Genomic DNA, 23419 nt, shown 5'->3' with positions numbered 1-23419 from the left:
AAAGCGCGATGCGGGTTTGGGTTCAGGCCAGCGCCTTCTCGATATCCGCCGCGATCGACTCGGGCTTGTCGGTCGGGGCGTAGCGCTTGACGACCTTGCCGTCGCGGCCGACCAGGAACTTGCTGAAATTCCACTTGATCGCGTCGATGCCGAGGAAGCCGCCCTTTTCGTCCTTCAGCCACTTCCACAGCGGATGCGCCTTGTCGCCGTTGACGTCGATCTTGGCGTACATCGGGAAGCTCACCTCGTAGGTCAGCGAGCAGAACTCCTTGATCTCGGCCTCGTTGCCCGGCTCCTGATGACCGAACTGGTCGCAGGGGAAGCCCAGCACTTCGAAGCCTTGCCCCGAGTATTTGCGCTCGAGCTGCTCCAGGCCGGTGTACTGCGGGGTAAAGCCGCACTGCGAGGCGACGTTGACGATCAGCAGCACCTTGCCGCGGTACTCGTCCAGCGAGCGCGACTGGCCGTCGATATCGGTGGCGGTGAAATCGTAGGCGGTAGTCATGGGACGGGCTCCGAGGGGGCTGGACGCACGATAACGCGTTGCGTGCGCGCCAGCCTAGCGAGCCGGCGGTAAAGGACGCGGCAAGGCCGCCGCCCTGCCCGCAGGCCCGAAAAAAAGAACGGCCCGCGCGAGGCGGGCCGTTCGGCTGCTGCATCGGCAGGCGGCGTACCGCCCTGCCCGGCCTCAGAAACCGGCCTTGAACTCCAGGCCCACGATGCGCGGCTCGTTGACGAAGCCGGTCAGGTTGTTGAAGTCGATCGCGCCGACCGCCTGCACCTTGTCGAGGATGTTGCGGCCGTACAGCGCCAGCTCGTACTTGCCGTCGTCCCAGCCGTAGCCCACGCGCAGGCCGCCTTCGAGCAGGGCCTTGCCGCGGAACTCCTTGGCCTCGTACAGGAAGAAGTTCACTTCGCTGCGGTAGGCCCAGTCGGTGTAGACGAAGAACTCGCCGCCGTCGCCGACCGGCAGCGAATAGCGCGCGGTCAGGTTGTAGACCCACTTCGGTGCCTGCGGCAGCGGGTTGCCGTCGATGCGCGCAAGCACAGCACCCGTGATCGGATCAATGACGGGCGGATCGGTGACCGTGCACATGCCGCTGCCGCAGGGCGCGACGGCGAGGTTGGCGTCCTTGATCTCGGTGTCGTTGTAGCTGGCGCCGAGGGTGATCATCAGGTTGTCGGTGACGTAGGCATCGAAGTCCAACTCGAAGCCCTGGCCCACGGTCTTGTCGGCGTTGAGCAGCACGGTCTGGTTACGCGCGCCGCCAACGGCGTTGAGCTGCTGGTTGTCGACGTTGTAATGGAACACCGCGAAGCCCAGGCGCGCGCGCTTGTCCCACAGGTCGGCCTTGACGCCGGCTTCGTAGGAAATGACCTTCTCGGCGTCGGCCACGGACGGCTGCGGCGGCACCTGGAACAGCAGGCGGCCCTGGATCGACGGGGCGCGGAAGCCCTTGGCGACGCGGGCGTACAGGTTCACGTCGGGGGTGACCTGGTAGACCGCGCTGGCGTCCCAGCTGACGTCGTCGACGTCGGTGTGGACCGGGAACGGACCCGACACCGGCGCACCGAACGGCGCGCTCTGCAGCACGCTGGCGGTGAAGTCCTTCTTGTCCTGGGTGTAGCGCAGGCCGCCGCGCAGGGTCAGCTTGTCGGTGACCGCGTAGTCCAGCGAGCCGTACGCCGCCCAGGCCTTGTTGCGCTGCTTCTGCTGCGCCCAGCCGGCCTGCACGCCGCCGCCGAGGGTGTCGTAGTTGAAGCTGTCGACGGTGATGTCTTCGTCGAAGTAGAACAGGCCGGCCTGCCAGTTCAGCGGGCCGCTGTAGTTCGACTCCAGGCGGAACTCCTGGGTCCACTGGCGGTGGTCGGGCAGACCGTCGGCGGATTCGGCGGTGAACGGGATCACGCCGGGGCCGGACGGCGGTGCGAACACCGCGCCCACGCCGCCGTCGATGTCGCCGCGGCTGAGCGAGTCGGCCGACTCGTAGCCGGTGATCGAGTACAGGGTGAGGTCGTTGCCGAAGTCCCAGCTCAGGCGCGCGCTGGCGCCGAAGGTGTCGAGCTGCTGGAAGTTGCGGCCGTCGATGGCGATCTTTTCGTCGTCGAAGCCGTCGACCAGATCGTTGGTGCCCGGCTTGAAGATGTTGGCGCGGAACAGGCGCGCGGTGCCGTTGAGGTGGCGCGCGTGCACGTTGAACAGGGCGTGGAAGGTCTCGCTGCCGTCGTACTGCAGCTGCAGGCGCGCGGCCGACTCGTCGTAGCCTTCCAGCTTGGGATTGGTGCGGGCGTTCGGGTTGGTGTTGGTCACCCACTCGTCGCGGCGCTGGTACAGCACCGAAGCGCGCGCCGACCAGTTCGGGCCCAGCGGGCCGCTGATCGCGCCTTCGATGTTGGTGGTGCCGTGGGTGCCGTAGGCGATCTGGCCGTAGCCTTCGAGTTCGCGGGTCGGCTTGGCCGATTCGAACTTGACCACGCCGGCCGGCGTATTGCGACCGAACAGCGTGCCCTGCGGGCCGCGCAGCAGTTCGACGTTCTCCATGTCGAACACCGGGAAGCCCTTCAGCAGCGGGTTCTCCAGGACGATGTCGTCGTACACCAGCGAGACCGGCTGCGAGGCGTTGAGGTCGAAGTCGGTGTTGCCCAGGCCGCGGATGTAGAAGCGCGGGAAGGCGCGGCCGAACGAGGACTCGATGTTCAGGCTGGGCAGACGGCCGGACAGGTAGCGGATGTCGCCGCCGCCGGAACCGAGCACGTGCAGCTTCTCGGCGTCGACGGTGGTCAGCGCCATCGGCACGTCCTTGGCGCGTTCGACGCGGCGCTGCGCGGTCACCATCAGCGCATCCAGGGTTTTGGCCTCGGATTCGGCGGCGGGCGTCGTCTCGGCGGCGGCGGCGGGCGCGTCCTGCGCGAAGGCGGCGGCGGAAGTCAGGCTGATCGCGACGGCGATGGCCAGGGCATGGCTGCGGGGAGCACGGACGTGCTGACGCATGGCGGGGGTTCTCGATGAAAGCGGCGGCCCGGGATCGGGGCACCTGGGTTCGTAAGAAGCCGGGCTGGGCATGCGCCTGGCATGCGGCTCGGCGACGGGACGACTGCGACGTCGGTCCGACCGTCCCCTGACGGCCGTAGCGCGGACTGCCCGCGCCGGTGGCGGCTCTTTGTCCGGTGAATGTTACCAAATCATTAAAAGAATCAGTACTCGAAGGTATGCGGTTTAGGCATATCCAGTCCACATTCTGGATGCGTTCCCGACTGAGAAATACACCTCAATCCATTGAAATTAATGATATTTGTAAAAATTCAGCGGGTCCCCGCAGAGGCGACGCCTTGGGGTAGGAGCGGCGTAAGCCGCGACCACGAACCCACACCGCGCACCTAAACCCACCTGCCATTCGCCGCTCCTGTGGGAGCGGCGTAAGCCGCGATCGCGACCTATCACGACCCGCGCAGGCCACCGCAGTGCCGCGGTCGCGGCTCACGCCGCTCCTACCCCAAGGCAGAACCGCTTCGCTTCGGGTCGGGCTGCGGCGGTCGTGGTTGCGCGATCGCGGCTTACGCCGCTCCCACAGAAGGCTCGCGGTTGCTGCGCGCTCGCCGCCGTCGATCGCGCCGTCGGCGCGCCGGCGACAGCGGCCGCCGCCATCGCGGCGACGGCCGACCGTGCGGCGCCCTGCGGCTGCCTCGCCCTGCAGCTGCCGCGCCTACTGCGCTACGCCGACCTTCACCGGCGCGGCGAACGGCTTGATTCCGAGCGCCTCGTCGATCTCGCTGGGGTAATAGGCGACCTCGCCCTTGAGCACCAGCGCGACCTTGCGGATGTCGGCGATGTTCGCGGTCGGGTCGCCGTCGATCAGGATCAGGTCGGCGCGCTTGCCCGGGGTGACCGAACCGCGGTCTTCGAGCACGCGCGCGTACTTGGCGCCGTTCCAGGTCGCGACCTGCAGCGCCTGCGACGGGGTCAGGCCGGCCTGCACGTACAGCTCCAGCTCGCGCTGCAGGGTAAAGCCGGGAAGCGCGTCGGTGCCGGCCACGAGCGGCACGCCGGCCTTGTACATGCGGCCGGCGAACTCGACCGCCTTCTCATAGGAGCGGTTGTAACGCGCGGCGGTGGCGTCGTCGGGGATGTTCATCTCGGCCACGCGCAGCCCGCGCTGCAGGTCCGGCGGCAGGTGCTCGGCGACCGCCGCGTAGGCCTGCGACAGCTCGCCCGGGCGCTGGCGCAGGAAGTCGAACGTGGCCAGGGTCGGATCGATCACGATCTGCTTCTTGGCCAGCAGCGCGATGAAGTCCTGCACCGGCTTGGAGTCGAAATCCAGGTCGGCGGTCTTGTCGGCGACCAGGTAGAAACGCGTCAGGGTGCGGGTGTCGGTCTTGTCGTCGACGAAGAAGTTCAGCAGCACCTGGTTGATGTGCTGGATCTCGTCGTAACCCTGCTCGACCACGTCCTGCGCGCGCATGAAGGCCGGCACATGGCCGCTCACGCGCATGCCCTTGCTGTGGGCGTAGGCGGCGGTATCGCGCAGCAGGTCCTTGGGGAAGGAGTTGTAGATCTTGACCTGCGGGTAGCCGTGCTCGGCGTACCAGTCGACCGCCTTCTTGGCGCCGTCCAGGTCCTTGATCACGAAGCCGTTGCGCGCCGAGAAGTTGCTCTCGCCCTCGATGAAGCCGGCCGGCACCACGTCGGGCGACATCAGCTTGCCCTCGCGGATTTCGCCGATGATCTGCTGCAGGGTGGCGTTGTCGTTGCCCATGTCGCGCACGGTGGTGACGCCGGCGGCGAGGTTGAGGCCGCCGTCCCAGCGGCCGACGTGGCCGTGCATGTCGAACAGGCCCGGCAGCAGCACCTTTCCGGCCGCGTCGATGTCGCGGTCGGCCTTGACCTTGATCGCACCGCCGGCCTCGACCGAGACGATGCGGCCGTCGCGCAGCAGCACGTCGGAGACCGGGCCGAGCTTGGCGTGCTCGCTGTCGAACACGCGCGCATTGCGGATCAGGGTGCTGCCGGCGATGGGATGGCCCAGGCGCTTGCGCAGATCGACCAGGGCCTCGCCCTCGGCGAGCTTCTGCTGGGTTTCCAGCGCGTCGGCGTTGCCCTGCCAGCCTTCCTCGATCAGCTGCAGGAAGCCCGGGAAGATGTAGGCGAACAGGCGCGGGTTCTCGCCCTGGGTGGCCCAGGCGAAGGTCGGAGTCAGGCCGACGCCGGTCATCGCGACCAGCTGCACCTTCTGCTTCTTGCCGTCGCGGACGACCTCGGCCTCGCCGATCTTGCGCACGGTCAGGTTGCCGCTGGGGATCAGCGGCAGCTTGCCGTCGCTGCGCTTGCTCAACGCTGCCAGGGCGATGCTGAAACCGGCCGGGGTGCCGCCCAGCGGCGAGTACAGCGCGCCGGGCGCCGCGGCCTGCTCGCCCTGGTCGGAAGTCGACTTCCACCGGGCCTTGCCATCGGCGATCGAAAAGCTTTCGTCCACCGGCGCGCCGAAGGTCGAGCTGCCCTTGACCGCGTAGGTCTTGTAGGTGCCGTCGGCGGCCAGGGTGTAGGTCTCCTTGAGCTCGGGCCCGCGGCCGTTGTCCTTGAAGATGAAATCGACGTTGATCGTGCCGTCGTCGGCACGGGTCACGGTCTGGTGGCCGGCCTGCTTGCCGCCGTCGACCAGGGCCAGGTAGCGGGTGGTTTCGGCGGCCAGCGCGTTGCCTGCGAAGCAGGCGCCCAGGCACAGACCCAGCGCCAGCCGGCCCAGGGAGGTGCGGGAACGGCGCGTTTGCGCGGCGGTGATCGGCGAGGCAGCGGTCAGCATGGAAGTCATCGTCGGTTCGCTCGTCGTTGGAGTGCGGATAAGGACGCGCGCGCGGCGGCGGATGTGACCGCCGCGCGGGCTCACAGGTGGGTGACCATGCAGATATAGCCGTCGGCGTCGGCGACGCGGAACTCGCCGTGCGGACGGTAGAACGGATAGCCGATCGCCCCGACCGTCACGCCGGCCGCGCGCAGGAGCGCGTGCATGGCCGCGACGTCGTCGCAATAGACGTAGAACAGGACGGCCTGGACGCTGTCGTCGACCGGCCCGTCGGCGAGCACCAGCATCAACTCGGCGCCGCCGGGATGCTGCAGCGCGACCCAGACCGGCTTGTCGCCGTGGCGCGGATCGTGGTGCCGGCGCTCGATCCCGAAGCCCATCAGGGCGTAGAAGGCGGCCGCGCGCAGCACGTCGGCGACGTGCAGCATCGGCGTGAACGCGCGTACCGAAGGCGCGCTCATGCCCGCCTCCCTGCCGGACCGCGCGCCCGAGGCGACTGCGGCCCACGACCCACCTCGCGCTGTCCCATGCGCCCTGCCCCGGCCTGTGCGTGCCGGCAGTGTAAGCCAGGGTCGCCGCGGCGCATGTGCCGCAAGTCCCCGGTTCGGGCCTGGCGGCCTTGCCGCAGCGGCCGGTCCGCGGCAACCATGCCTTTAGTCATACGCCGCCCCGGACCCCATCCGGTAGGCTTCGGGGTTCCTTTTGACGAGGTCCGTCCGATGAAGCACCCCCTCGCCCTGGCGCTGGCCGTGGCATTGAGCGTAACCGCCCCCACGTATGCCGCGTCCCCCGCCAAGAAAGCAGACACCGCCGTGAGCGCGCAAACCGCCAATCCGTTCTACGCCGAGAGCCCGCTGCCGCTGCAGTACCCGCAGTTCGACAAGATCAAGGACAGCGACTTCGCCCCGGCCTTCGATCGCGGCATGGCCGACCAGCTCAAGGAAGTCGAGGCGATCGCCAACAATCCGGACGCGCCCACCTTCGACAACACCATCGTCGCGATGGAGCAGTCCGGCCGCATCCTCGGCCGCTCGACCTCGGTGTTCTTCAACCTGGTCGGCACCGACACCAACCCGACCCGCGAAAAACTGCAGGCCGAATACGCGCCCAAGCTGTCGGCGCACCGCGACGCGATCGCGCTGAACCCGAAGCTGTTCGCGCGGGTCAAGAAGCTGTACGAAACCCGCGACTCGCTCGGCCTCGACGCCCAGGGCGTGCGCCTGATCGAGCGCTACTACACCGACTTCGTGCGCGGCGGCGCCAACCTGTCCGAGGCCGACAAGGCCAAGCTCAAGGCGATGAACGCCGAACTCGCCGGCCTGGCGACCAAGTTCAGCCAGAACGTGCTGGGCGAGGTCAACGCCTCGGCGATCACCGTCGACACCAAGGAAGAGCTGGCCGGCCTGTCCGACGAGCGCATCGCCGCGGCCGCCGAAGCGGCCAAGACGCGCAAGCTCGACGGCAAGTACGTGCTGACCCTGCTCAACACCACCGGCCAGCCGCCCGAGACCGACCTCGACAACCGCGCCCTGCGCGAGAAGCTGTACCGCGCCTCGGTCGCGCGCGGCAGCCGTGGCAACGAGTTCGACAACACCGCCATCGTCGCCAAGGTCACCAAGCTGCGCGCCGAGCGGGCCAAGATGATGGGCTATCCGAACTACGCCGCGTTCGTGCTCGAGGACGAGACCGCCAAGACCCCGCAGGCGGTCAACGCCATGCTCGGCCAGCTCGCTCCGGCCGCGGTCGCCAACGCCAAGCGCGAAGCCGCCGACCTGCAGGCCATGATCGACAAGGAACAGGCCGCCAAGGGCCAGCCTTCGTTCAAGCTCGAGCCCTGGGACTGGGCCTACTACGCCGAGAAGGTGCGCCAGGAGAAGTACGCGTTCGACGAAGCGCAGCTCAAGCCGTACTTCGAGATGAACAACGTGCTCGAAAACGGCGTGTTCTACGCCGCCGGCCAGCTCTACGGCCTGAAGTTCAAGCGCCGCACCGACCTGCCGCTGTACCACCCCGACACCGCGGTGTACGACGTGTTCGACGCCAACGGCAAGCAGCTGGCGATCTTCATCGCCGACATGTACGCCCGCGACAGCAAGCGCGGCGGCGCCTGGATGAACTCCTACGTCGACCAGTCCGAGCTGTACGGCACCCTGCCGGTCGTGGCCAACCACCTCAACATTCCCAAGCCGCCGGCCGGCAAGCCGACCCTGATGACCTGGGACGAGGTCACCACGATGTTCCATGAGTTCGGCCATGCCCTGCACGGCATGTTCTCGAACGTGAAGTATCCGTACTTCTCCGGCACCAACGTGCCGCGCGACTTCGTCGAGTTCCCGTCGCAGGTCAACGAAATGTGGGCCGACTGGCCGTCGATCCTGGCCAACTACGCCAAGCACTACCAGACCGGCGAGCCGATGCCGAAGGAACTGCTGGACAAGGTCCTGGCTGCATCCAAGTTCAACCAGGGCTTCACCACCACCGAGTACCTCGGTGCGGCGATGCTGGACCAGAACTGGCACCAGATCGGCAGCCCCGACCAGGTCCCGGCGGCCAAGGACGTGATGTCCTTCGAAGCCGCGGCGCTGCAGAAGGACGGCGTCAGCTACGCGCCGGTCCCGCCGCGCTACAAGACCCCGTACTTCAGCCACATCATGGGCGGCTACGCGGCCGGCTACTACGCCTACATCTGGTCGGAAGTGCTGGACGCGAACACGGTCAAGTGGATCAAGGAGCACGGCGGCCTGACCCGCGAGAACGGCGACCGCTTCCGCGCCACCCTGCTGTCGCAGGGCGGCAGCAAGGACGCGCTGCAGCTGTTCCGCGACTTCTCCGGTCATGAGCCGCAGATCCAGCCGCTGCTGGAGCGTCGCGGCCTGACCGCACCGGCCGGCGGCGAGGTCAAGACCGGCGCCGCCAAACAGTAAACCCGCTTTCGCACCGAATTGCCGCCCGGAGCGATCCGGGCGGCTTTTTTTTGCGCGCTCGTTGGCGCTTCATACGCGACCGGCCGACGCCGCCGCCTGTGGGAGCGGCGTAAGCCGCGATCGCGCCACTCCGCGGCCTGCGCCAGCCGCCGCAGCCACGCATCGCGGCTCACGCCGCTCCCACAGCAAGCCCGCAACCGCGTCGTGCTTTGGGGTAGGAGCGGCGTAAGCCGCGACCGCAAAGCCACCACTGTCGCACCGCACCGGCGCGATGGCGCCGCTCCAACGCTCTGTGGGAGCGGCGTAAGCCGCGATGGCCACTCCGCGGCTTGCGCCAGCGGCCGCAGCCCTGCATCGCGGCTCACGCCGCTCCTACAGAAAGCCCGCAACCGCGTCGTGCTTTGGGGTAGGAGCGGCGTAAGCCGCGACCGCAAAGCCACCACTGTCGCACCGCACCGGTGCGATGGCGCCGCTCCAACGCTCGGTGCGATGGCGCCGCTCCAACGCTCGGTGGGATGGCCGGCTCCAACGCTCTGTGGGAGCTGCGTAAGCCGCGATCGCGCCACTCCGCGGCCTGCGCCAGCCACCGCAGCCACGCATCGTGGCTCACGCCGCTCCTACAGAAAGCCCGCAACCGCGTCGTGCTTTGGGGCGGGAGCGGGACTTGCGCAAACCATCGCCTGCGCCGCTCTAGAATGACGGCATGACCGGCCAGCCCTCCGACATCCAGCCTTTCGACGCCGATGCATTCGCCGCCGCGCAAACGCTGCGCGATTGGCTGGGCGCGCATCGGCGCGTGTTCGTGCTGACCGGCGCCGGCATCAGCACCGGCTCGGGCATCCCGCATTACCGCGGCGAGGACGGCCAGTGGCAACGCAAGCCGCCGGTCACCTACCAGGCCTTCGTCGGCGACGCCGCGATGCGGGCGCGCTACTGGGCGCGCAGCTTCGTCGGCTGGCCCTCGTTCGCAGGCGCGCTTCCGAACCCCGGCCACGCCGCGCTCGCGCGCTGGCAAGGGCGCGGCGGGCTGAAACGCCTGCTGACCCAGAACGTCGACGGCCTGCATCAGCGCGCCGGCAGCACCGAGGTGATCGACCTGCATGGCCGCCTCGACGAAGCGGTCTGCCTGGACTGCGGCGCGCGCCGTGCGCGCGCGGCAGTGCAGGAGGAACTGGCGGCGAACAATCCCGACTGGCGCCATCTGAGCGCGCGGAGCGCTCCGGACGGCGACGCCGATCTGGAAGGCGTGCGCTTCGAGGATTTCGCACCGCCGCGCTGCGAGGTCTGCGGCGGCCTGCTCAAGCCCGACGTGGTGTTCTTCGGCGAGAACGTGCCACGCGCCCGGGTCGCAGCCGCGCACGAGGCCCTGCGCGAAGCCGATGCGATGCTGGTCGTGGGTTCGTCGCTGATGGTGTATTCCGGCTACCGCTTCGCCCGCGCCGCGCGCGAGGCCGGCCTGCCGCTGGCCCTGCTCAACCGCGGCGTGACCCGCGCGGACGACATCGCCACGCTGAAGATCGAGGCCGATTGCGCGGCGACGTTGGACGCCGCGCTGGCGGCGTGACTTCCGATTCCTGCGCGCCGCCTCCTGCGCCGCTCCCACAGAAGTCGCCGATGCGTCGCACTGGATCTGGCGCGATCGCGGCTTACGCCGCTCCCACAGAGAGCTCGAACCCGCTCCTACCCCAAGGCAGGTTTCGATTCGGGCGGCTCGCACCGCCCTGCTCCTAGGCAAAGACAGGGCGCAGCCTCAACGCTCGCGCAGCGGGCGGTGCAGGTCGAGGAAGATCTCGCGCGCGGCGACGCCGATGTCGGGCTGGTCGGTGAAGAAGCCCTGCACGCCCAGGCCGTAGAGCTGCACGGCCTCGGCCAGCGCGGTCTGCGGGATGCCGTTCGGGCTCAAGCTCAGGAACGGTTCTTCGGCGCGCACCGTATACGGATGCACCACCAACCCCGCCTTCAGCGCCCAGGCCAGCATCGGATGGACGACGCCGGTGTTGCGTGTGCCCAGTTCGGCCTTGCCGTCGCCGTCGGCGTCGAGCTTGGGATCCAAAGCCAGGCGCGGCAGCAGGCTGCTCTTGGACGGACCGACGCCGCTGGCGTAGTTCGCCTTCATCCAGCGCAGCACCGGCTCGCTGGCCAGGTCGCCGTAGCGTGTGTTCGCGCCCAGGCCGCCCTCGGCCTGCTGGGCCAGGCCGCCGTAGATCGCGCCCAGATCGGCGCCATGGGCGAGGTTATAGGCCAGGTCGTAGGGCCTGCGGCTCTGGAAGTCGTCGTACAACTGCACCAGCGGCAGATCGACGCCGGCACGCGGCATGATCCGGGTCTTGAGCTCGATCAGGTTCTCGAATTCGAAGCTCTGGATGTAGACCCGGCGCGGGTCGGTGAAGCCTTCGGCGACCAGGGTTTCGATCAGCTTGGCGCCCAGCGAGATCGCGATCGGCGTGCCGTCCAGGCGCCGGCCTTCGCGGGCGAAATAGGTCGGATGCTTGGTTTCCGGATAAATGCCGATGCGGCGGCCGCCGCGACTCTCGCGCTGGGCCAGGCGCACGACCTCGGCGAAGGTCGGTATCTGGTACATGCCGTCGAAGCGCGCGTTGGCCGGACGGATCGCCGGAATGCGCTCCTTGGCGCGCAAGGTCTTGAGTTCGGCCAGGGTGAAGTCTTCGGTGAACCAGCCGGTGACCGCGGCGCCGTCGAGGGTCTTGGTGGTGCGGCGGTCGGCGAACTCGGGATGCGCGGCGACGTCGGTGGTGCCGGAAATCTCGTTCTCGTGGCGCGCGACCAGCACGCCGTCGCGGGTCGCGACCAGGTCGGGCTCGATGAAGTCGGCGCCCATGCGGATCGCCAGGCGGTAGGACTCCAGAGTGTGTTCGGGACGGTAGCCGCTGGCGCCGCGGTGGCCGATCACGATCAGGCCATGGCGGTCGGGGGCGTGCCGGTCGGGCGTACGGTCGGTCACGGCGGGCATCTCGGCGCAGGCGGCGGCGCTGACGGCGGACAGCAGCAACGCGCCGAACAGCCGGGCCAGCTTAGTGCAATGCGGGGTCATGGCGGGCAACCTCGGGCATGGGGGAAGGCCGGCTCCCCTGCGTGCCGGCATCGCCATGCTCGCCGGCGAAGATTGCGCGGACTTGACCGTCGTCCGCCGCGATCGCCGGACTGCGACCGCGCTCGCATTCCGCGCCAGCCGCGGCCGCGCACGGCGACAACGCACGCGGCCGCGGCCGGCCCTGCCTCTTGGCGGCCCGGCATCGCGCCGGGCCGCGCCTGCCTTCAGTGCGCGCTCTTCCAGGCGTTGATCGCGGTCACCGTGCCGTCGCAGACGGTGATGCCGAGCCGGTCCTCGCTGCGCTTGCCGCTGGGATAGATCTCGATGCCGTTGGCGCTGGTCGCCCATTTCTGGGCGACGATCCCGTTCTGCTTCAGGATCAGCAGCCATTGGTTGACCTGGTCGCCGTCCACCGGCTCGGTTTCGGTGCACAGGGTGTCGATGGTCTGCAGCGTCGCCTCGGCGGCGACCGGATTGTCGAGCTTGGAGATCTTCTTGTCGGTGACATCTTTAACGTATTCGTAGGTCATGGTGCTGGCTCCGGGCGCACGGCGCCCTTGCGATGGACTAAGCGGTGGAGGCCGCGACCGCCACGGCGGTCGCGGATGCGATCACTCTTCGAGCACCGAGAAGTGGGTCTGGCCCGGCCATACGCCCGACATCTCGATGTGGCGCTGGCCGCTCAGCCACTGCCCCAGCGGCCGCGCCCAATGACGGCGGTAGTGATCGGAATTGACCAGGCCGACGAAGGTCACGTGGAGATCGATGTCGGTGGCGTCGAGCGGGATGTTGCCGATCGTGCGCGACAGGCCGCCGCTGATCTCGAACTGTTCGCGGCGCTGGCCGTTGGGCGTGTTGTAGGTCAGCAGGATGCGGGTGATGTAGGTGCTGCCGGGACGGTTGTTGAAGAAGATCTGGAAGCCGCCGAGCTTGCCGATCCAGTTCGGCATCAGCAGGCGTCCGTCGAAGGAAGCGAACGAATAGGCGATCGGCACCGGTTCGACCGGCCGCGTGTTGGCCTGGTCCGGCCACAGGTGGCGGTCGACGTCGCGCGCCTTGCGGATCGAACTGAACGAGCCTTTGCCGCTGGCGCCGCCGAGCATTTCCTGGACCGCGCTGGCGCGGCCGGCGATCGAGAACGAGGCATCGTCGGACTGCGAGCCGACGTTGAGGCCGCTGTTGGCGAAAATCACGTTGGTGACCACGCCGAAGCCCTGGGCGATCTCGCCGCGCCCGCCGAAGCCGACCGACGCGGCCTGCTCGGCCAGCCAGTCGACGCTGCGCTCGACCACCGTCATGTCGTTCAGGAAGGACTCCTGACGCAGCGAGAACTCCGAGGCGATCGAGTTGCTGTTGGCCATCGACCAACTCACTTCCAAGCCGGCCTCGCCCTTGATGCCGGAGTCCGGATCGGTGGCCTCGGCGCTGACGTCGACGCTGGCCTCGGTGCGCGAGACTCTTTCCGACGTCAGCTGCCAGGAGCTCGAGGTCGCGGTGTGCCGGATATCGACATCGGGCAGCCGCTCCCGGACCAATCGGAAGTCGCCCGACTCCGGATCGACGATGCCGACCGCACCGGGTTGGATCTGGGCGTTGAGCGCCCAGTTGCCCCAAAATGCCGGGCGGCTGCGCCGGATCAGGTCGGAAAAGGTGCGGTTCCAGCGGATGCTCATTGAATCTCTCCTGTCGTGGCCTGTTGGCCCGGTGACAGGAAAAACGAACCACGCCCGCGGTTGTGACGCGCCCGGAGTGGCCGCATGCAACCGCCCATGCGCCACCGTCCGGCGCGGCAGCGGCTATGATGCTGCGATCACTGGGGAGGACAGCGGATGAGCCTGTTGGCGCGTATCTTGCGGCACAAGTCGGTGGAACAACTTCAGGCCGACATCGGCAAACGTTCGGATTTCCGCCGCGTGCTCGGGCTATGGCAGCTCACCGCGATCGGCATCGGCGGCATCATCGGCGTCGGCGTGTTCGTACTGGCCGGCCAACAGGCAGCCGAGAACGCCGGTCCCGCAGTCGCGCTGTCGTTCCTGATCGCCGGCATCGCCAGCGCCGCGGCGGCGCTGTGCTACGCCGAATTCGCCGGCATGATTCCGGTCACCGGTAGCGCCTACACCTACAGCTACGCCACCCTGGGCGAGCTCGCGGCCTGGCTGATCGGCTGGGACCTGTTGCTGGAGTACGCCCTGATCGTGGCGGTGGTGGCGATCGGCTGGTCGGGCTATGTGCAGGTCCTGCTGGAAGGCGTCGGCATCCATTTGCCGGTGTGGGCGCAAGGCGCGATGGGCACCGGCGAAGGCCGGGTGTTCAATGTGATCGCCGCCGGCGTCACCCTCGCCGTCTCGGCGCTGCTGGTGTTCCGCACCGAGTGGGGCGCACGCTTCAACACCCTGATCGTCGCGATCAAGGTGCTGGCGGTGCTGCTGGTGATCGGCGTGGGCGTGTTCTACATCGACACCGCCAACTGGACGCCGTTCATTCCCGAGCGCGTGATCGGCGCCGACGGCGTCGGCCACTTCGGCTTCGCCGGTGTCGGCACCGCGGCGGCCGTGGTGTTCTTCGCGGTGTTCGGCTACGACACCCTGACCACCGCGGCCGAGGAATCCAAGAACCCGCAGCGCGACCTGCCGCGCGCGGTGCTGCTGTCGCTGGGCGTGTCGATGGTCCTGTACCTGGCGGTGTCGCTGGTGCTGACCGGTATCGCCCACTACTCGACCCTGGGCGGCGACGCGCCGGTGTCGGACGCGTTCGCCGCGCTGGGCCTGCCGTGGATCGCCAAGGCCATCGCGTTCTCGGCGGTGATCGGCATCGCCAGCGTGCTGTTCGCCTTCATGCTGGGCGCGGCGCGGATCTGGTTCTCGCTCGCGCGCGACGGCCTGCTGCCGGGCTGGTTCGCTAAGATCCACCCGCGCTACGGCACCCCGCACCGCCCGACCATCGCCCTGGGCGTGTTCACCGCCCTGGTCGCCGGCCTGCTGCCGATCGGCGAGGTCGCCAAGCTGGTCAACATCGGCGTGCTGTCGGCCTTCATCGTGATCTGCGCCTCGGTGTGGCTGCTGCGGGTGCGCAAGCCGGGCCTGCACCGTGCGTTCCGCACCCCGCTGGTCCCGCTGATCCCGATCGTCGGCATCGGCTTCTCGATCTGGCTGTTGTCCGAACTGCAGGCGATCACCTGGCTGATCTTCGTGATCTGGCTGTCGCTGGGACTGCTGGTGTACTTCGGCTACGGCATCCGCCACAGCAAGCTGGCGCAGGAACAGCAAAGCGCCGGCTGAGTTTCGCTGGGATGGAGACGGCGGCTCTGCGGGGCCGTCGTCGTCGCTGGGTTTTCGCGATCGCGGCTTACGCCGCTCCCACAGAAAGCGGTGCGACTCTCACCGTGGGAGCGGCGTAAGCCGCGATCGCGCCACCACGACACACCGCGCACGCAAGGCACGCTGCCCGCTGGCCGCTAGCGCGGCGCCACATACCCGCCGGGCACCCCTTCCGGCGACAGCACCAACTGCCACAGCTGCGCATGACGGCTGCGGAAGCTGGCCATGGCGCCGGCCAGGTAGAAGCGCCACATGCGCTTGAAGCGCTCGTCGTAGCGCGCGTCCAGCTCCGGCCAGGCGCGCTCGACGTTGCTGCGCCAGGCCTGCAAGGTCAGGTCGTAGTCGGCGCTGAAGTTATGCCAGTCCTCGATCACGAAGCGCTGCTCGACCGCCGCGGCGATCTGTTGCGCCGAAGGCAGCATCGAATTCGGGAAGATGTACTTGCCGATCCACGGATCGGTGTGGGTAACCGACTGGTTGCCGCCGATGGTGTGCAGCAGGAACAGGCCGTCGGGTTTCAGGCAGCGCCGCGCGGCGTCGAAATAGACGGCGTAATTGCGCACGCCGACGTGCTCGAACATGCCCAGCGAGAACACCCGGTCGAAGCGCGGGTCGGCCTCGCCGCTACCGCTGTCGCCCAGCGCGCCCTCGCCCAGATCGCGGTAGTCCTGCAACAGGATCTCCACCGGCAGCCCCGCGCACAGCTCGCGTGCGTACTCGGCCTGCTCGCGCGAGATGGTCACGCCGACGCCGCTCACCCCGTAGCGTTCGGCGGCGAACTTCAGGCCCTCGCCCCAGCCGCAGCCGATGTCGAGCACGCGCATGCCCGGAAGCAGGCCCAGCTTGCGGCAGACCAGGTCGAGCTTGGCCTCCTGGGCGGCGTCCAGATCGTGCAGCGGCGCGCCGTCGCGGTCGCGCCAGTAGCCGCAGCTGTAGACCAGGCGCGAGCCCAGCATGGCCCGGTAGAGGTCGTTGCCCAGGTCGTAGTGGCGTTCGCCGACGGTGAAGGCGCGCTTGCGGCTCTGCAGGTTGATCAGATGCGCGCGCAGGCCGTCGAACAGCGCGCTCCAGCCGTGCACGCGTTCGTCCACGTGCGCGCGCAGCAGGCGGAACAGCATCCCGTCCAGCGACTCGCAGCGCCACCAGCCGTCCATGTAGGACTCGCCCAGGCCCAGGGAGCCCTGGGCGATCACGCGCGAAAAGAAATGCTCGTCGTCGACCTGGATGTCCCAGGGCCGATCGCCGCCGACGCGGACGTCGGCTAGCGCCAGCAAGGCTACGACGCGATTGCGCAACGTGGCGGGCATGGGGGCCTCGGGGGGGCGGGGCTAGCGGCTAGCTAGTACTAGTAAATAGTCGCTAGGAATTAGTAATGGTAGTGAGTGGCGAGAGTGGGAATGGCTGGCGGGGGGCTATTTGCTATTTGCTATTTGCTATTTGCTATTTGCTATTTGCTATTTGCTATTTGCTATTTGCTATTTGCTATTTGCTATTTGCTATTTGCTATTTGCTCGTTACTGGCCCCGGCGAACAGCGTCTTGTAGGCCGGCGCCACGAACGGCAGCAGCACGCTGGCCGGCACTTCCACGGTCTGGGTGCCGTCGGAGTACGGGCCGACCTCGTAGGGCGGGAACACGAAGCGCAGTGCGGTCATCTTGCCGTCGACTGCGACCACCGGTTCGAACAGGGCGAAGTTGGCCGGGTCGGCGCCGGTGCCGTCGTCGATCATGCGGCCGGCGTTCTCGACGACTTCGGCGCGCTCGGCCGGCGCCAGGTCGTCGGCATCGACGCGCTGCGACAGCGCCGAATGCAACTGCTCGCGCACGTAACGCGAGATCGCGTCCCAACCCTTCTTGTCCGGCACCAGGTCGGTGGCCCGGAGCAGCTTGTTCTGCTGCGGCAGCCACACGAAGCGTGCGATCAGCGGCGAGCCGTGAGCGCCGCCGGTGTAGCTGCTGCCCTCGGCGGCGACCGCGACCAGGCTCGGCGAATCCAGCACCTCGGTGAAATTCAGCGACAGGTCGTAGGGCGCGCTGCCCTCGCCTTTCTTGCGCGCCTGCGCGGCCTCGATCAGGTCGGTGCGGGCGGCGTCGGCATAGCGCTTGAGCTCGGTCGCCAGGCCCGGGTACTTCGCGGCCGGGGTCTGGTAACTGATGCCGATCACGTAGTCGGGCGTGGTCTCGGCCACGTCCTTGAGTTCGACCTCAGGCACGGCCGCGGCGGTGGCGGCGGCTTCGGGCGTCGTGCCCGGCGCCGTGGCGGTCGTGGGGGTGGCGGCCTCGCGCTTGCACGCGACCATGGCCAGGCAAAGCACGGTAACGGCGACGGCGCGCCGGGCGACGACATACTTCATGGGGGGCAGTCCTTTGGTGTTCCGCGGACATTATCGTCCAAACCGTGATGCCCACATGTAAATGCGCGACGAAATTGCGCTACGCGCGGCGACCGGTCACCACTGGGTGCGGTGCGGCAGCAGCCCCTGCAATTCGGCGTCGGTCAGGTTGCGCCACTGGCCGGGCTTGAGGTACGCCAACTTGACGTTGCCGATGCGCACCCGCATCAGCTGCTTGACCCGGAAACCGAAGTACTCGGCCATCAGCCGGATCTGTCGGTTCAGGCCCTGCACCAGCACGATCCGGAAACCGAAGCGGTTGAGCTTGCCGGTCTTGCACGGCAGCGTGATCTGGCCGTGGATCGGCACCCCGCGGCTCATGCCGCGCAGGAACTCCGGGGTGACCTCGTGGTTCACCGCGACCAGGTATTCCTTCTCCAGCTTGTTCTCGGCGCGCAGGATCTCGTTGACGATGTCGCCGTTGCTGGTCAGCAGGATCAGGCCCTCGGACTCCTTGTCCAGGCGCCCGATCGGGAAGATCCGGCGCTCGTGGCCGACGAAGTCGACGATGTTGCCCTTGACCGAGGACTCGGTGGTGCAGGTCACGCCGGTCGGCTTGTTGAGCGCGATGTAGACGTGCTGGCGCTGGCCCTTGATCGCGGCGCGGGTGCGCAGCTTCTGGCCGTCGACCAGCACCTCGTCGTCCTCGCCGACCTCCGCGCCGATGCGGGCGCGGACGCCGTTCACGGCCACCCGGCCCTCGGCGATGAGGCGGTCGGCCTCGCGTCGCGAGCAATGGCCGGTGTCGCTGATGTGTTTGTTCAGGCGCATGCGGGAGTGGTCGCGGGGGGCGCGGGTCGGGGACGGGCGCGCATGCTGTCACACCTTGGGCTGCGCTGCAGCGTCGGCTCAGCCCAGCAGGTCGGAAAATTCAGGATGGCGCTCGATCCAGGCCGCCGCGTAGGAGCAGGCCGGGCGCACCTTGAGGCCGGCGGCACGGGCGTGTTCGAACGCCGCCCGGACCAGGTGTCCGGCGATGCCGCGGCCGCCGATGGCGTCCGGCACCCAGGTGTGGGTGATCACCAGGTGGTCGCCGTCCAGGCGCGAGTCGAGGTAGGCGATCTCGCCGTCGACGGTGGTGGAGAAGCGGCCTTGAGCGGCGTCGTGCTGGATGTCGGGCATATAGGTTCCTGGTGGGGGGGACGGAGCCCGCGCCTGGCGGGCTCCGTATACGTCGGCTCAGCGATTATCGCGCTTGCCCTGGTTACGTCGATCCTGGGTGCCGATACTGCCCTGGATCGCCTGCATCCGGCTCTCGGCGGCGTGCAGTTCCTCGGCCTTGGCCTCGGCGCCCGGCGATTGCGCGCCCTGCTTCGGGACTTGGCCGTGCTGCGAGTCCAGCTGCTGCCAGGGCGGCGGTTGGCGGTCGTGCTCCTGCTTGGCCTCGAGCAGCTGGCGGGTGTTGGCCAGGGCCTGCTCGGGGGTGATCGGACTGCCGCGCTCGGCCTCGCTGGCCTCGGCGTTCGCGGCTTCCTCGCCCGATGCCGACGCCGCGGGCGCGAGCGGCTCCGAACGCGGCCGGGTCGGCACCGGTGCCGAGGCGGTGGCCGGCTTCTCGACCGGAGCCTTGGCGGCCGGCGCGCGCGCGGCGACGGTCGGGACGGCGACGGCCGAGGTCGCGGCGGGCGCGGTGGCGCTCGGGGTCACGGCCGGGCCGGCCGGGCTGCGACGCGGGGCCGGCTTCGCCGCGGGCGCGGCGCTGGGCTGCGCTGCGACCGGCGTCCGGGACGGCGCCTGCTTCGGCGACGGCTTGGCGGCGGCCCTGGGCACGGGTGTCTGCGGCGCGGTCTTCTTGAGCTCGGGCTTCGGTAGCGCCTGCTTGGCGACGGGCTGCCTGGCGACGGGCTTCTCGGCTACGGGTTTCTTGACGGCCACCTTCTTCACAGCCGCCTTCTTCACGGCCGCCTGCTTGGCCATGGGCTGCTTCGACGCCGCTTTCTTGGCCACGGGTTTCTTGACGGCGGCCTGCTTGGCGGTGCGCTTGACGGCCTTCTTCGCCGTCTTGGCGGCCGGCTTGGCGACCGCGGTGCGCTTGCTCGCCGTCTTCTTCACGACCTTCTTGGCCGCTTTCTTCACGGTCTTCTTGGCCGCCGGCCGGGCGGCCTTCTTCACGGCCTTGCTCGTCGCCGGTTTCGCAGTCTTGCGCGCCGGCGCCTTTGCGGCGGTCTTGCGGACCGTTTTCTTGGCGGCGGCCTTGCCGGCCGCGGCCTTCTTGACGGTCTTGGCGGCTTTCTTGGTCGCCATGCCTTGCCTCCTGTCGTGTCTCCGAACGGACGGCGGCGCGGTGCCACCGCTACCCAGGTGGTAGCACGCGGGGCATTCAAGCCGGGTGAGCGAGGACCCGGCCGACACGCCCCATCGCGTCAGCCCCGGCGGGCCCTGGACGGCCAGCGTTGACGCCGTGCGTCACATATTCGGGGTGATGGAGGCCCCAAACGCTGGCACAGTTTCTGCGTCGTTCCCGTTACCAGAGGGAAAGCGAACGAGAGGAAAGGGCCATGTCGATGAACCTGCCCATGAACGCCGTCAGCGATGACGTCCTGGTCACCCGCCTGTACGACCTGGTCCGCGCCGGCGAAGGCGATGCCCAGGAACTGATGCAGCTCGACGCCGCCATCTACGGCCGCCTCGCCGAAGCCTATGGCGAGACCATTCCGGAACTGGAAACCCTGCCCCGCATCGAAAACCGCTGGGCCGCCTGAACCCGTCTACGAGGGACGGGCGCGATCAGCGGAATTGGGGGTTTGTTAGCTGCTGCAGGAAGAACGGGCCGATCCGCGAATCCACCAGCAGCATGAACAGCACGCCGTAGATCGCGCCCGATAGATGGGCGCTGTGGTTGACGTTGTCGCCGCCGCGCCGATCCATCCAGAACGAATAGCCCATGTAACCGACCGCGTACACGATCGCCGGCATCGGGATCGGTATGTAGATCAGCGTCCAGGGCGCCAGCAGGATAAAGGCGAACAGCACCGCCGAGACCCCGCCCGAGGCGCCCAGGCTGCTGTAGTTGGCGTCGTTGCGATGGCGCAGGTAGGTCGGCAGGATCGCGACGATGATCGCGGTCACATAGAAGAACACGAAGCCCAGCGGCCCTATCAGCGTGTCCAGCACCGGTTCGATCTGGCTGCCGAAGAGGTACAGGGTCAGCATGTTGAACAGCAGGTGCGGCCAGTCGGCGTGGATGAAGCCGTGGGTCAGCAGGCGCTCGTACTGGCGCTGCCGCTCCACCGCCGGCGGCCACAGGATCAGCCGCTGCATCAGTTTGGGTTTATCGAACGCCAGCCACGACACCAGCACGGTCACGGCGATCAGGACGAAGGTCAGCATCGGGCGGAATCTCGCGCTTGCGCTCAGGCGGCTCGGTAGTGGTCCTGCATCGGGTAGCGGCGCGCGTATAGAGCGAACGCGGCCGCGGCGACGAAGGCGAAGCCGGCGAAGAAGAACATCAGGAACGCGTTTTCGCTGAGCCCGGTGCCGGCGATGTGCGAGGTCACGGCCGGGTTGCGCACCGCGGCGTTGGTCAGCATCACCCACAGGTTGCCGAAGGTGCTGGTCAGGTACCACAAGGCCATGATCACGCCCTTCATCGCATGCGGTGCCTGGCTATAGGCGAATTCCAACGCGGTCGCCGAGACCAGGATCTCGCCGAAGGTCAGCAGGACATAGGGAACGACCTGCCAGGCCAACGACATGGGGTGGCCTGCGTCCATATACAACTGCAGCACCGCCGCGACGATCCAGGACAGGCCCGAGATCGCGATGCCGAAGCCCATGCGCCGCAGCGGCGTGGGATTGAGGCCGACCCGGCGCAGCGCCGGATACAGCAGCAGGTTGTTGAACGGGATCAGCAGCATCACCAGCAGCGGATTGATCGCCTGCATCTGCGAGGCCGCGGCGCGCGCGCCGCCTTCGGCGGAGATCAGCCAGCTGGGCCACCACCATAGGTCGGTCGGCACCACCATCTTCTGGCCCTGCAGCACCCAGGTCGACGCCTTCTGGTCGAACAGCGACCAGAACGGGGTCACCAGGGCGAACACGATCACGATACGCAGCACCGCGCGCACGCCGTCGACGGCTGCGTCCGCATGCTTGCCGCGCGCGCGGTCGAGCTGCAGCGAAATGCCGTAGCCGCCGAAACCGATCAGCAGGCCCAGCGCCAGGCAGGCGCTTTTGACGAAGCCCATCGCCGGCACGAAGCTCAGCGACAGCGCGCCGATGGCCAGCGCCACGCCCAGGCCGGCCACGATCGCGCCGGGGTTGCCCTGCCCGGCGACCTTGCCGCTCAGCGCGGTGCGGGCGACGTTGAAGAACGAATCCGGATCGGGCGCCTCGCGGGTAGGCGGTACCCGCACGTAGCGGTTCCGGCCCAGCCAGAAGATCAAGGTGGCCAGGAACATCAGCGCGCCGGGAATGCCGAAGGCGATGCTGGGGCCGTACTCGCGCAGGAAGATCGGCATCAGCAGGGACGCGAACAGCGAGCCGAAGTTGATCGTCCAATAGAACGCGTCGAACACCAGCTTGGCCTTGTGCTTGTTGCTCTGGTCGAACTGGTCGCCGCAGAACGACACCACCAGCGGTTTTATCCCGCCCGCGCCGAAGGCGATCAGGAACAGGCCGGTGTAGAACCCGGTCTGGCTGTGCTCGAACATCGCCAGGCAGGCGTGGCCGGCGCAGTAGATCAGCGAGAACCAGATGACGGTGTTGTACTTGCCGAAGTAGCGGTCGGCCAGCCAGCCGCCCAGCAGCGGGAAGAAGTAGGTGCCGATCATGAAGCTGTGGAACACCTCCTTGGCCAGGTGCTCGCGCTCGGCCAGGTCGGAGGTGGACGCCAGCAGCAAGGTCCCGACCAGGAACGAGGTCAGGATGTTGCGCATGCCGTAGAAGCTGAAGCGCTCGGCCGCCTCGTTGCCGATGATGAAAGCGATCTGGCGGGGCATCCGCCCCTGCGAATCGGCAATGGCGGTGGCGGCTTGGCTCATCTACGACGGTCCTGCGGTTGCGGTCCGCTAAGCCTAACCGATCGTCGCAGCCGCACCGCCGGGGCCGGGGCCGCCCTTCGGCGGGCGGCGGCGGACGGCGCCGCATCCGGCCCGATGCGGCACAGCCCGGCTCGGGCCGGCTTGTCTGACCAGCAGGTCAGGCCGGCTTTTCAGGCCGCGCTCAGGCCCATTCGCTCAGGCCTTCGCGCTCGTACAGGGTCCGGAACGAAGGCCGCGCCTTCATGCGCCGGGCCAGCTCCCCCAGGTGCGGCCAGTCGTGCGCGGGGCGCGGGGTGTTGCGGCTCCAGCGCATCAGCATGGTCAGGTAGAAATCGGCGATGCCGGGCGCCTCGCCCAGCAGGTAGGGGCCGTGCTCGGCCAAGTGGGCGTCGATGCGCTGCCAGGCCGCCTCGACGCGCTCGGCGATCGAGGCGCGCACCGCATCGGGCTCGGCGCCGGCGATGTCGCCCGGGTACCACCACAGCCGCAGCGGCGACTGCACGGCATTGGCCAGGTACAGCATCCACTGGTAGTAGCTGCCGCGGCGCGGGTCGGACGGCAGCGGCGCGAAGCCGGCCTCGGGATGGCGGTCGCCGAGCAGCAGCAACAGGCCGGCGGTTTCGTGGAGCGCCTCGCCGTCGACGATCAGGGTCGGAATGCGGCCGGCAGGATTCAGCGCCAGATAGTCGGGACGCCGGTGCGCGCCGCTGTCGATGTCGGTCAGGCGCAGTTCGTGCGGCTGGTTCAGTTCGATCAGCAGCCAATGCACGACCAGACTGGCGGCGCCGGGCGAATAATAGAGCGCGTACATGCGGTCGATCCTGCAGGCGGCGGAGCAGTCTATGCCAGCCGCGCATCCGTACGCACGCGCGTGGAACGCGACCCCGCATGTGCTGACGCCGGCTGTCAGTAGTGTGCAAGCGATGCACAGCTGCGGCAGCAAGGCTCCGTTAC

General features: G+C 68.3%; 19 protein-coding genes. 4 read left to right on the top strand and 15 right to left on the bottom strand.

Annotation, left to right across the window (positions count from 1 at the left end):
- Positions 1-22: 22 nt before the first annotated feature.
- The 4 genes from ASD78_RS13140 to ASD78_RS13125 all read right to left on the bottom strand — a co-directional run bounded on the left by ASD78_RS13140 (position 23) and on the right by ASD78_RS13125 (position 6259).
- Positions 23-505: a glutathione peroxidase gene (locus ASD78_RS13140; protein ID WP_055906216.1), complete on the bottom strand. Its 483-nt coding sequence runs from the start codon at positions 503-505 to the stop codon at positions 23-25.
- A gap of 183 nt (positions 506-688) precedes the next feature.
- Entirely contained in the window at positions 689-2992 is a 2304-nt protein-coding gene (locus tag ASD78_RS13135; protein WP_056102110.1) for a TonB-dependent receptor, read from the bottom strand.
- A 712-nt stretch (positions 2993-3704) separates the two neighbouring features.
- A complete protein-coding gene (locus tag ASD78_RS13130; RefSeq protein ID WP_235566499.1) occupies positions 3705-5807 on the bottom strand; it encodes an amidohydrolase family protein in 2103 nt (700 codons plus the stop codon).
- Positions 5808-5878: 71 nt separating this feature from the next.
- Entirely contained in the window at positions 5879-6259 is a 381-nt protein-coding gene (locus ASD78_RS13125) for a VOC family protein (RefSeq protein ID WP_056102106.1), read from the bottom strand.
- Between the two features lie 258 nt (positions 6260-6517).
- Between ASD78_RS13125 and ASD78_RS13120 the strand changes: the two genes are divergently transcribed.
- Both ASD78_RS13120 and ASD78_RS13115 read left to right on the top strand, forming a co-directional pair.
- A complete protein-coding gene (locus ASD78_RS13120) occupies positions 6518-8722 on the top strand; it encodes a M3 family metallopeptidase (RefSeq protein WP_056102104.1) in 2205 nt (734 codons plus the stop codon).
- A gap of 703 nt (positions 8723-9425) precedes the next feature.
- Positions 9426-10286: an NAD-dependent protein deacetylase gene (locus tag ASD78_RS13115; protein WP_082575619.1), complete on the top strand. Its 861-nt coding sequence runs from the start codon at positions 9426-9428 to the stop codon at positions 10284-10286.
- Positions 10287-10472: 186 nt separating this feature from the next.
- Here ASD78_RS13115 and ASD78_RS13110 read toward each other — a convergent pair whose 3' ends face one another.
- The 3 genes from ASD78_RS13110 to ASD78_RS13100 all read right to left on the bottom strand — a co-directional run bounded on the left by ASD78_RS13110 (position 10473) and on the right by ASD78_RS13100 (position 13447).
- Positions 10473-11774 carry a glycerophosphodiester phosphodiesterase family protein gene (locus ASD78_RS13110; RefSeq protein ID WP_082575618.1) on the bottom strand — a complete coding sequence of 434 codons (1302 nt, stop codon included), beginning with the start codon at positions 11772-11774 and terminating at the stop codon, positions 10473-10475.
- Positions 11775-11998: 224 nt separating this feature from the next.
- Entirely contained in the window at positions 11999-12304 is a 306-nt protein-coding gene (locus tag ASD78_RS13105) for a hypothetical protein (protein ID WP_056102101.1), read from the bottom strand.
- An 81-nt stretch (positions 12305-12385) separates the two neighbouring features.
- On the bottom strand, positions 12386-13447 hold the full coding sequence (locus ASD78_RS13100) for a hypothetical protein (protein ID WP_200944198.1): 1062 nt from the start codon (positions 13445-13447) through the stop codon (positions 12386-12388).
- Between the two features lie 156 nt (positions 13448-13603).
- Between ASD78_RS13100 and ASD78_RS13095 the strand changes: the two genes are divergently transcribed.
- The gene (locus ASD78_RS13095; RefSeq protein ID WP_055906198.1) at positions 13604-15052 is read left to right on the top strand and encodes an amino acid permease; all 1449 of its coding nucleotides are present in this window, start codon (positions 13604-13606) and stop codon (positions 15050-15052) included.
- A 176-nt stretch (positions 15053-15228) separates the two neighbouring features.
- On the opposite strand, the gene cfa is transcribed toward ASD78_RS13095, so the two are convergent.
- From cfa to ASD78_RS20765, 5 genes are all read right to left on the bottom strand, one after another.
- Entirely contained in the window at positions 15229-16398 is a 1170-nt protein-coding gene (gene cfa / locus ASD78_RS13090) for a cyclopropane fatty acyl phospholipid synthase (protein WP_056102098.1), read from the bottom strand.
- Between the two features lie 182 nt (positions 16399-16580).
- The gene (locus ASD78_RS13085) at positions 16581-17444 is read right to left on the bottom strand and encodes a DUF3298 and DUF4163 domain-containing protein (protein ID WP_056102096.1); all 864 of its coding nucleotides are present in this window, start codon (positions 17442-17444) and stop codon (positions 16581-16583) included.
- A 96-nt stretch (positions 17445-17540) separates the two neighbouring features.
- The gene (locus tag ASD78_RS13080) at positions 17541-18254 is read right to left on the bottom strand and encodes a pseudouridine synthase (protein ID WP_055906188.1); all 714 of its coding nucleotides are present in this window, start codon (positions 18252-18254) and stop codon (positions 17541-17543) included.
- Positions 18255-18332: 78 nt separating this feature from the next.
- Entirely contained in the window at positions 18333-18605 is a 273-nt protein-coding gene (locus ASD78_RS13075; protein WP_055906185.1) for a GNAT family N-acetyltransferase, read from the bottom strand.
- A 57-nt stretch (positions 18606-18662) separates the two neighbouring features.
- Entirely contained in the window at positions 18663-19727 is a 1065-nt protein-coding gene (locus ASD78_RS20765; RefSeq protein WP_056102093.1) for a hypothetical protein, read from the bottom strand.
- 254 nt (positions 19728-19981) lie between these two features.
- Here ASD78_RS20765 and ASD78_RS13065 point away from each other — a divergent pair, with 254 nt between their 5' ends.
- Positions 19982-20185: a hypothetical protein gene (locus tag ASD78_RS13065; RefSeq protein WP_056102090.1), complete on the top strand. Its 204-nt coding sequence runs from the start codon at positions 19982-19984 to the stop codon at positions 20183-20185.
- 25 nt (positions 20186-20210) lie between these two features.
- Here ASD78_RS13065 and ASD78_RS13060 read toward each other — a convergent pair whose 3' ends face one another.
- The 3 genes from ASD78_RS13060 to ASD78_RS13050 form a co-directional block, all read right to left on the bottom strand.
- The gene (locus ASD78_RS13060; RefSeq protein ID WP_056102086.1) at positions 20211-20813 is read right to left on the bottom strand and encodes a rhomboid family intramembrane serine protease; all 603 of its coding nucleotides are present in this window, start codon (positions 20811-20813) and stop codon (positions 20211-20213) included.
- Between the two features lie 23 nt (positions 20814-20836).
- A complete protein-coding gene (locus ASD78_RS13055; RefSeq protein WP_056102083.1) occupies positions 20837-22465 on the bottom strand; it encodes an oligopeptide:H+ symporter in 1629 nt (542 codons plus the stop codon).
- A 181-nt stretch (positions 22466-22646) separates the two neighbouring features.
- The gene (locus ASD78_RS13050) at positions 22647-23276 is read right to left on the bottom strand and encodes a glutathione S-transferase (protein WP_056102080.1); all 630 of its coding nucleotides are present in this window, start codon (positions 23274-23276) and stop codon (positions 22647-22649) included.
- Between the last annotated feature and the right edge of the window lie 143 nt (positions 23277-23419).

Origin of the sequence: Lysobacter sp. Root667 (genome assembly GCF_001427715.1) — a bacterium.
Classification (GTDB): domain Bacteria; phylum Pseudomonadota; class Gammaproteobacteria; order Xanthomonadales; family Xanthomonadaceae; genus Lysobacter.
This window is presented reverse-complemented; position numbering and strand designations above follow the sequence as displayed.

Excerpts from the sequence above, each read along its gene's own strand:
- ASD78_RS13140 (WP_055906216.1), bottom strand. The coding sequence starts at position 505 with ATGACTACCGCCTACGATTTCACCGCCACCGATATCGACGGCCAGTCG.
- ASD78_RS13135 (WP_056102110.1), bottom strand. The coding sequence starts at position 2,992 with ATGCGTCAGCACGTCCGTGCTCCCCGCAGCCATGCCCTGGCCATCGCC.
- ASD78_RS13130 (WP_235566499.1), bottom strand. The coding sequence starts at position 5,807 with ATGACTTCCATGCTGACCGCTGCCTCGCCGATCACCGCCGCGCAAACG.
- ASD78_RS13125 (WP_056102106.1), bottom strand. The coding sequence starts at position 6,259 with ATGAGCGCGCCTTCGGTACGCGCGTTCACGCCGATGCTGCACGTCGCC.
- ASD78_RS13120 (WP_056102104.1), top strand. The coding sequence starts at position 6,518 with ATGAAGCACCCCCTCGCCCTGGCGCTGGCCGTGGCATTGAGCGTAACC.
- ASD78_RS13115 (WP_082575619.1), top strand. The coding sequence starts at position 9,426 with ATGACCGGCCAGCCCTCCGACATCCAGCCTTTCGACGCCGATGCATTC.
- ASD78_RS13110 (WP_082575618.1), bottom strand. The coding sequence starts at position 11,774 with ATGACCCCGCATTGCACTAAGCTGGCCCGGCTGTTCGGCGCGTTGCTG.
- ASD78_RS13105 (WP_056102101.1), bottom strand. The coding sequence starts at position 12,304 with ATGACCTACGAATACGTTAAAGATGTCACCGACAAGAAGATCTCCAAG.
- ASD78_RS13100 (WP_200944198.1), bottom strand. The coding sequence starts at position 13,447 with ATGAGCATCCGCTGGAACCGCACCTTTTCCGACCTGATCCGGCGCAGC.
- ASD78_RS13095 (WP_055906198.1), top strand. The coding sequence starts at position 13,604 with ATGAGCCTGTTGGCGCGTATCTTGCGGCACAAGTCGGTGGAACAACTT.
- cfa (WP_056102098.1), bottom strand. The coding sequence starts at position 16,398 with ATGCCCGCCACGTTGCGCAATCGCGTCGTAGCCTTGCTGGCGCTAGCC.
- ASD78_RS13085 (WP_056102096.1), bottom strand. The coding sequence starts at position 17,444 with ATGAAGTATGTCGTCGCCCGGCGCGCCGTCGCCGTTACCGTGCTTTGC.
- ASD78_RS13080 (WP_055906188.1), bottom strand. The coding sequence starts at position 18,254 with ATGCGCCTGAACAAACACATCAGCGACACCGGCCATTGCTCGCGACGC.
- ASD78_RS13075 (WP_055906185.1), bottom strand. The coding sequence starts at position 18,605 with ATGCCCGACATCCAGCACGACGCCGCTCAAGGCCGCTTCTCCACCACC.
- ASD78_RS20765 (WP_056102093.1), bottom strand. The coding sequence starts at position 19,727 with ATGGCGACCAAGAAAGCCGCCAAGACCGTCAAGAAGGCCGCGGCCGGC.
- ASD78_RS13065 (WP_056102090.1), top strand. The coding sequence starts at position 19,982 with ATGTCGATGAACCTGCCCATGAACGCCGTCAGCGATGACGTCCTGGTC.
- ASD78_RS13060 (WP_056102086.1), bottom strand. The coding sequence starts at position 20,813 with ATGCTGACCTTCGTCCTGATCGCCGTGACCGTGCTGGTGTCGTGGCTG.
- ASD78_RS13055 (WP_056102083.1), bottom strand. The coding sequence starts at position 22,465 with ATGAGCCAAGCCGCCACCGCCATTGCCGATTCGCAGGGGCGGATGCCC.
- ASD78_RS13050 (WP_056102080.1), bottom strand. The coding sequence starts at position 23,276 with ATGTACGCGCTCTATTATTCGCCCGGCGCCGCCAGTCTGGTCGTGCAT.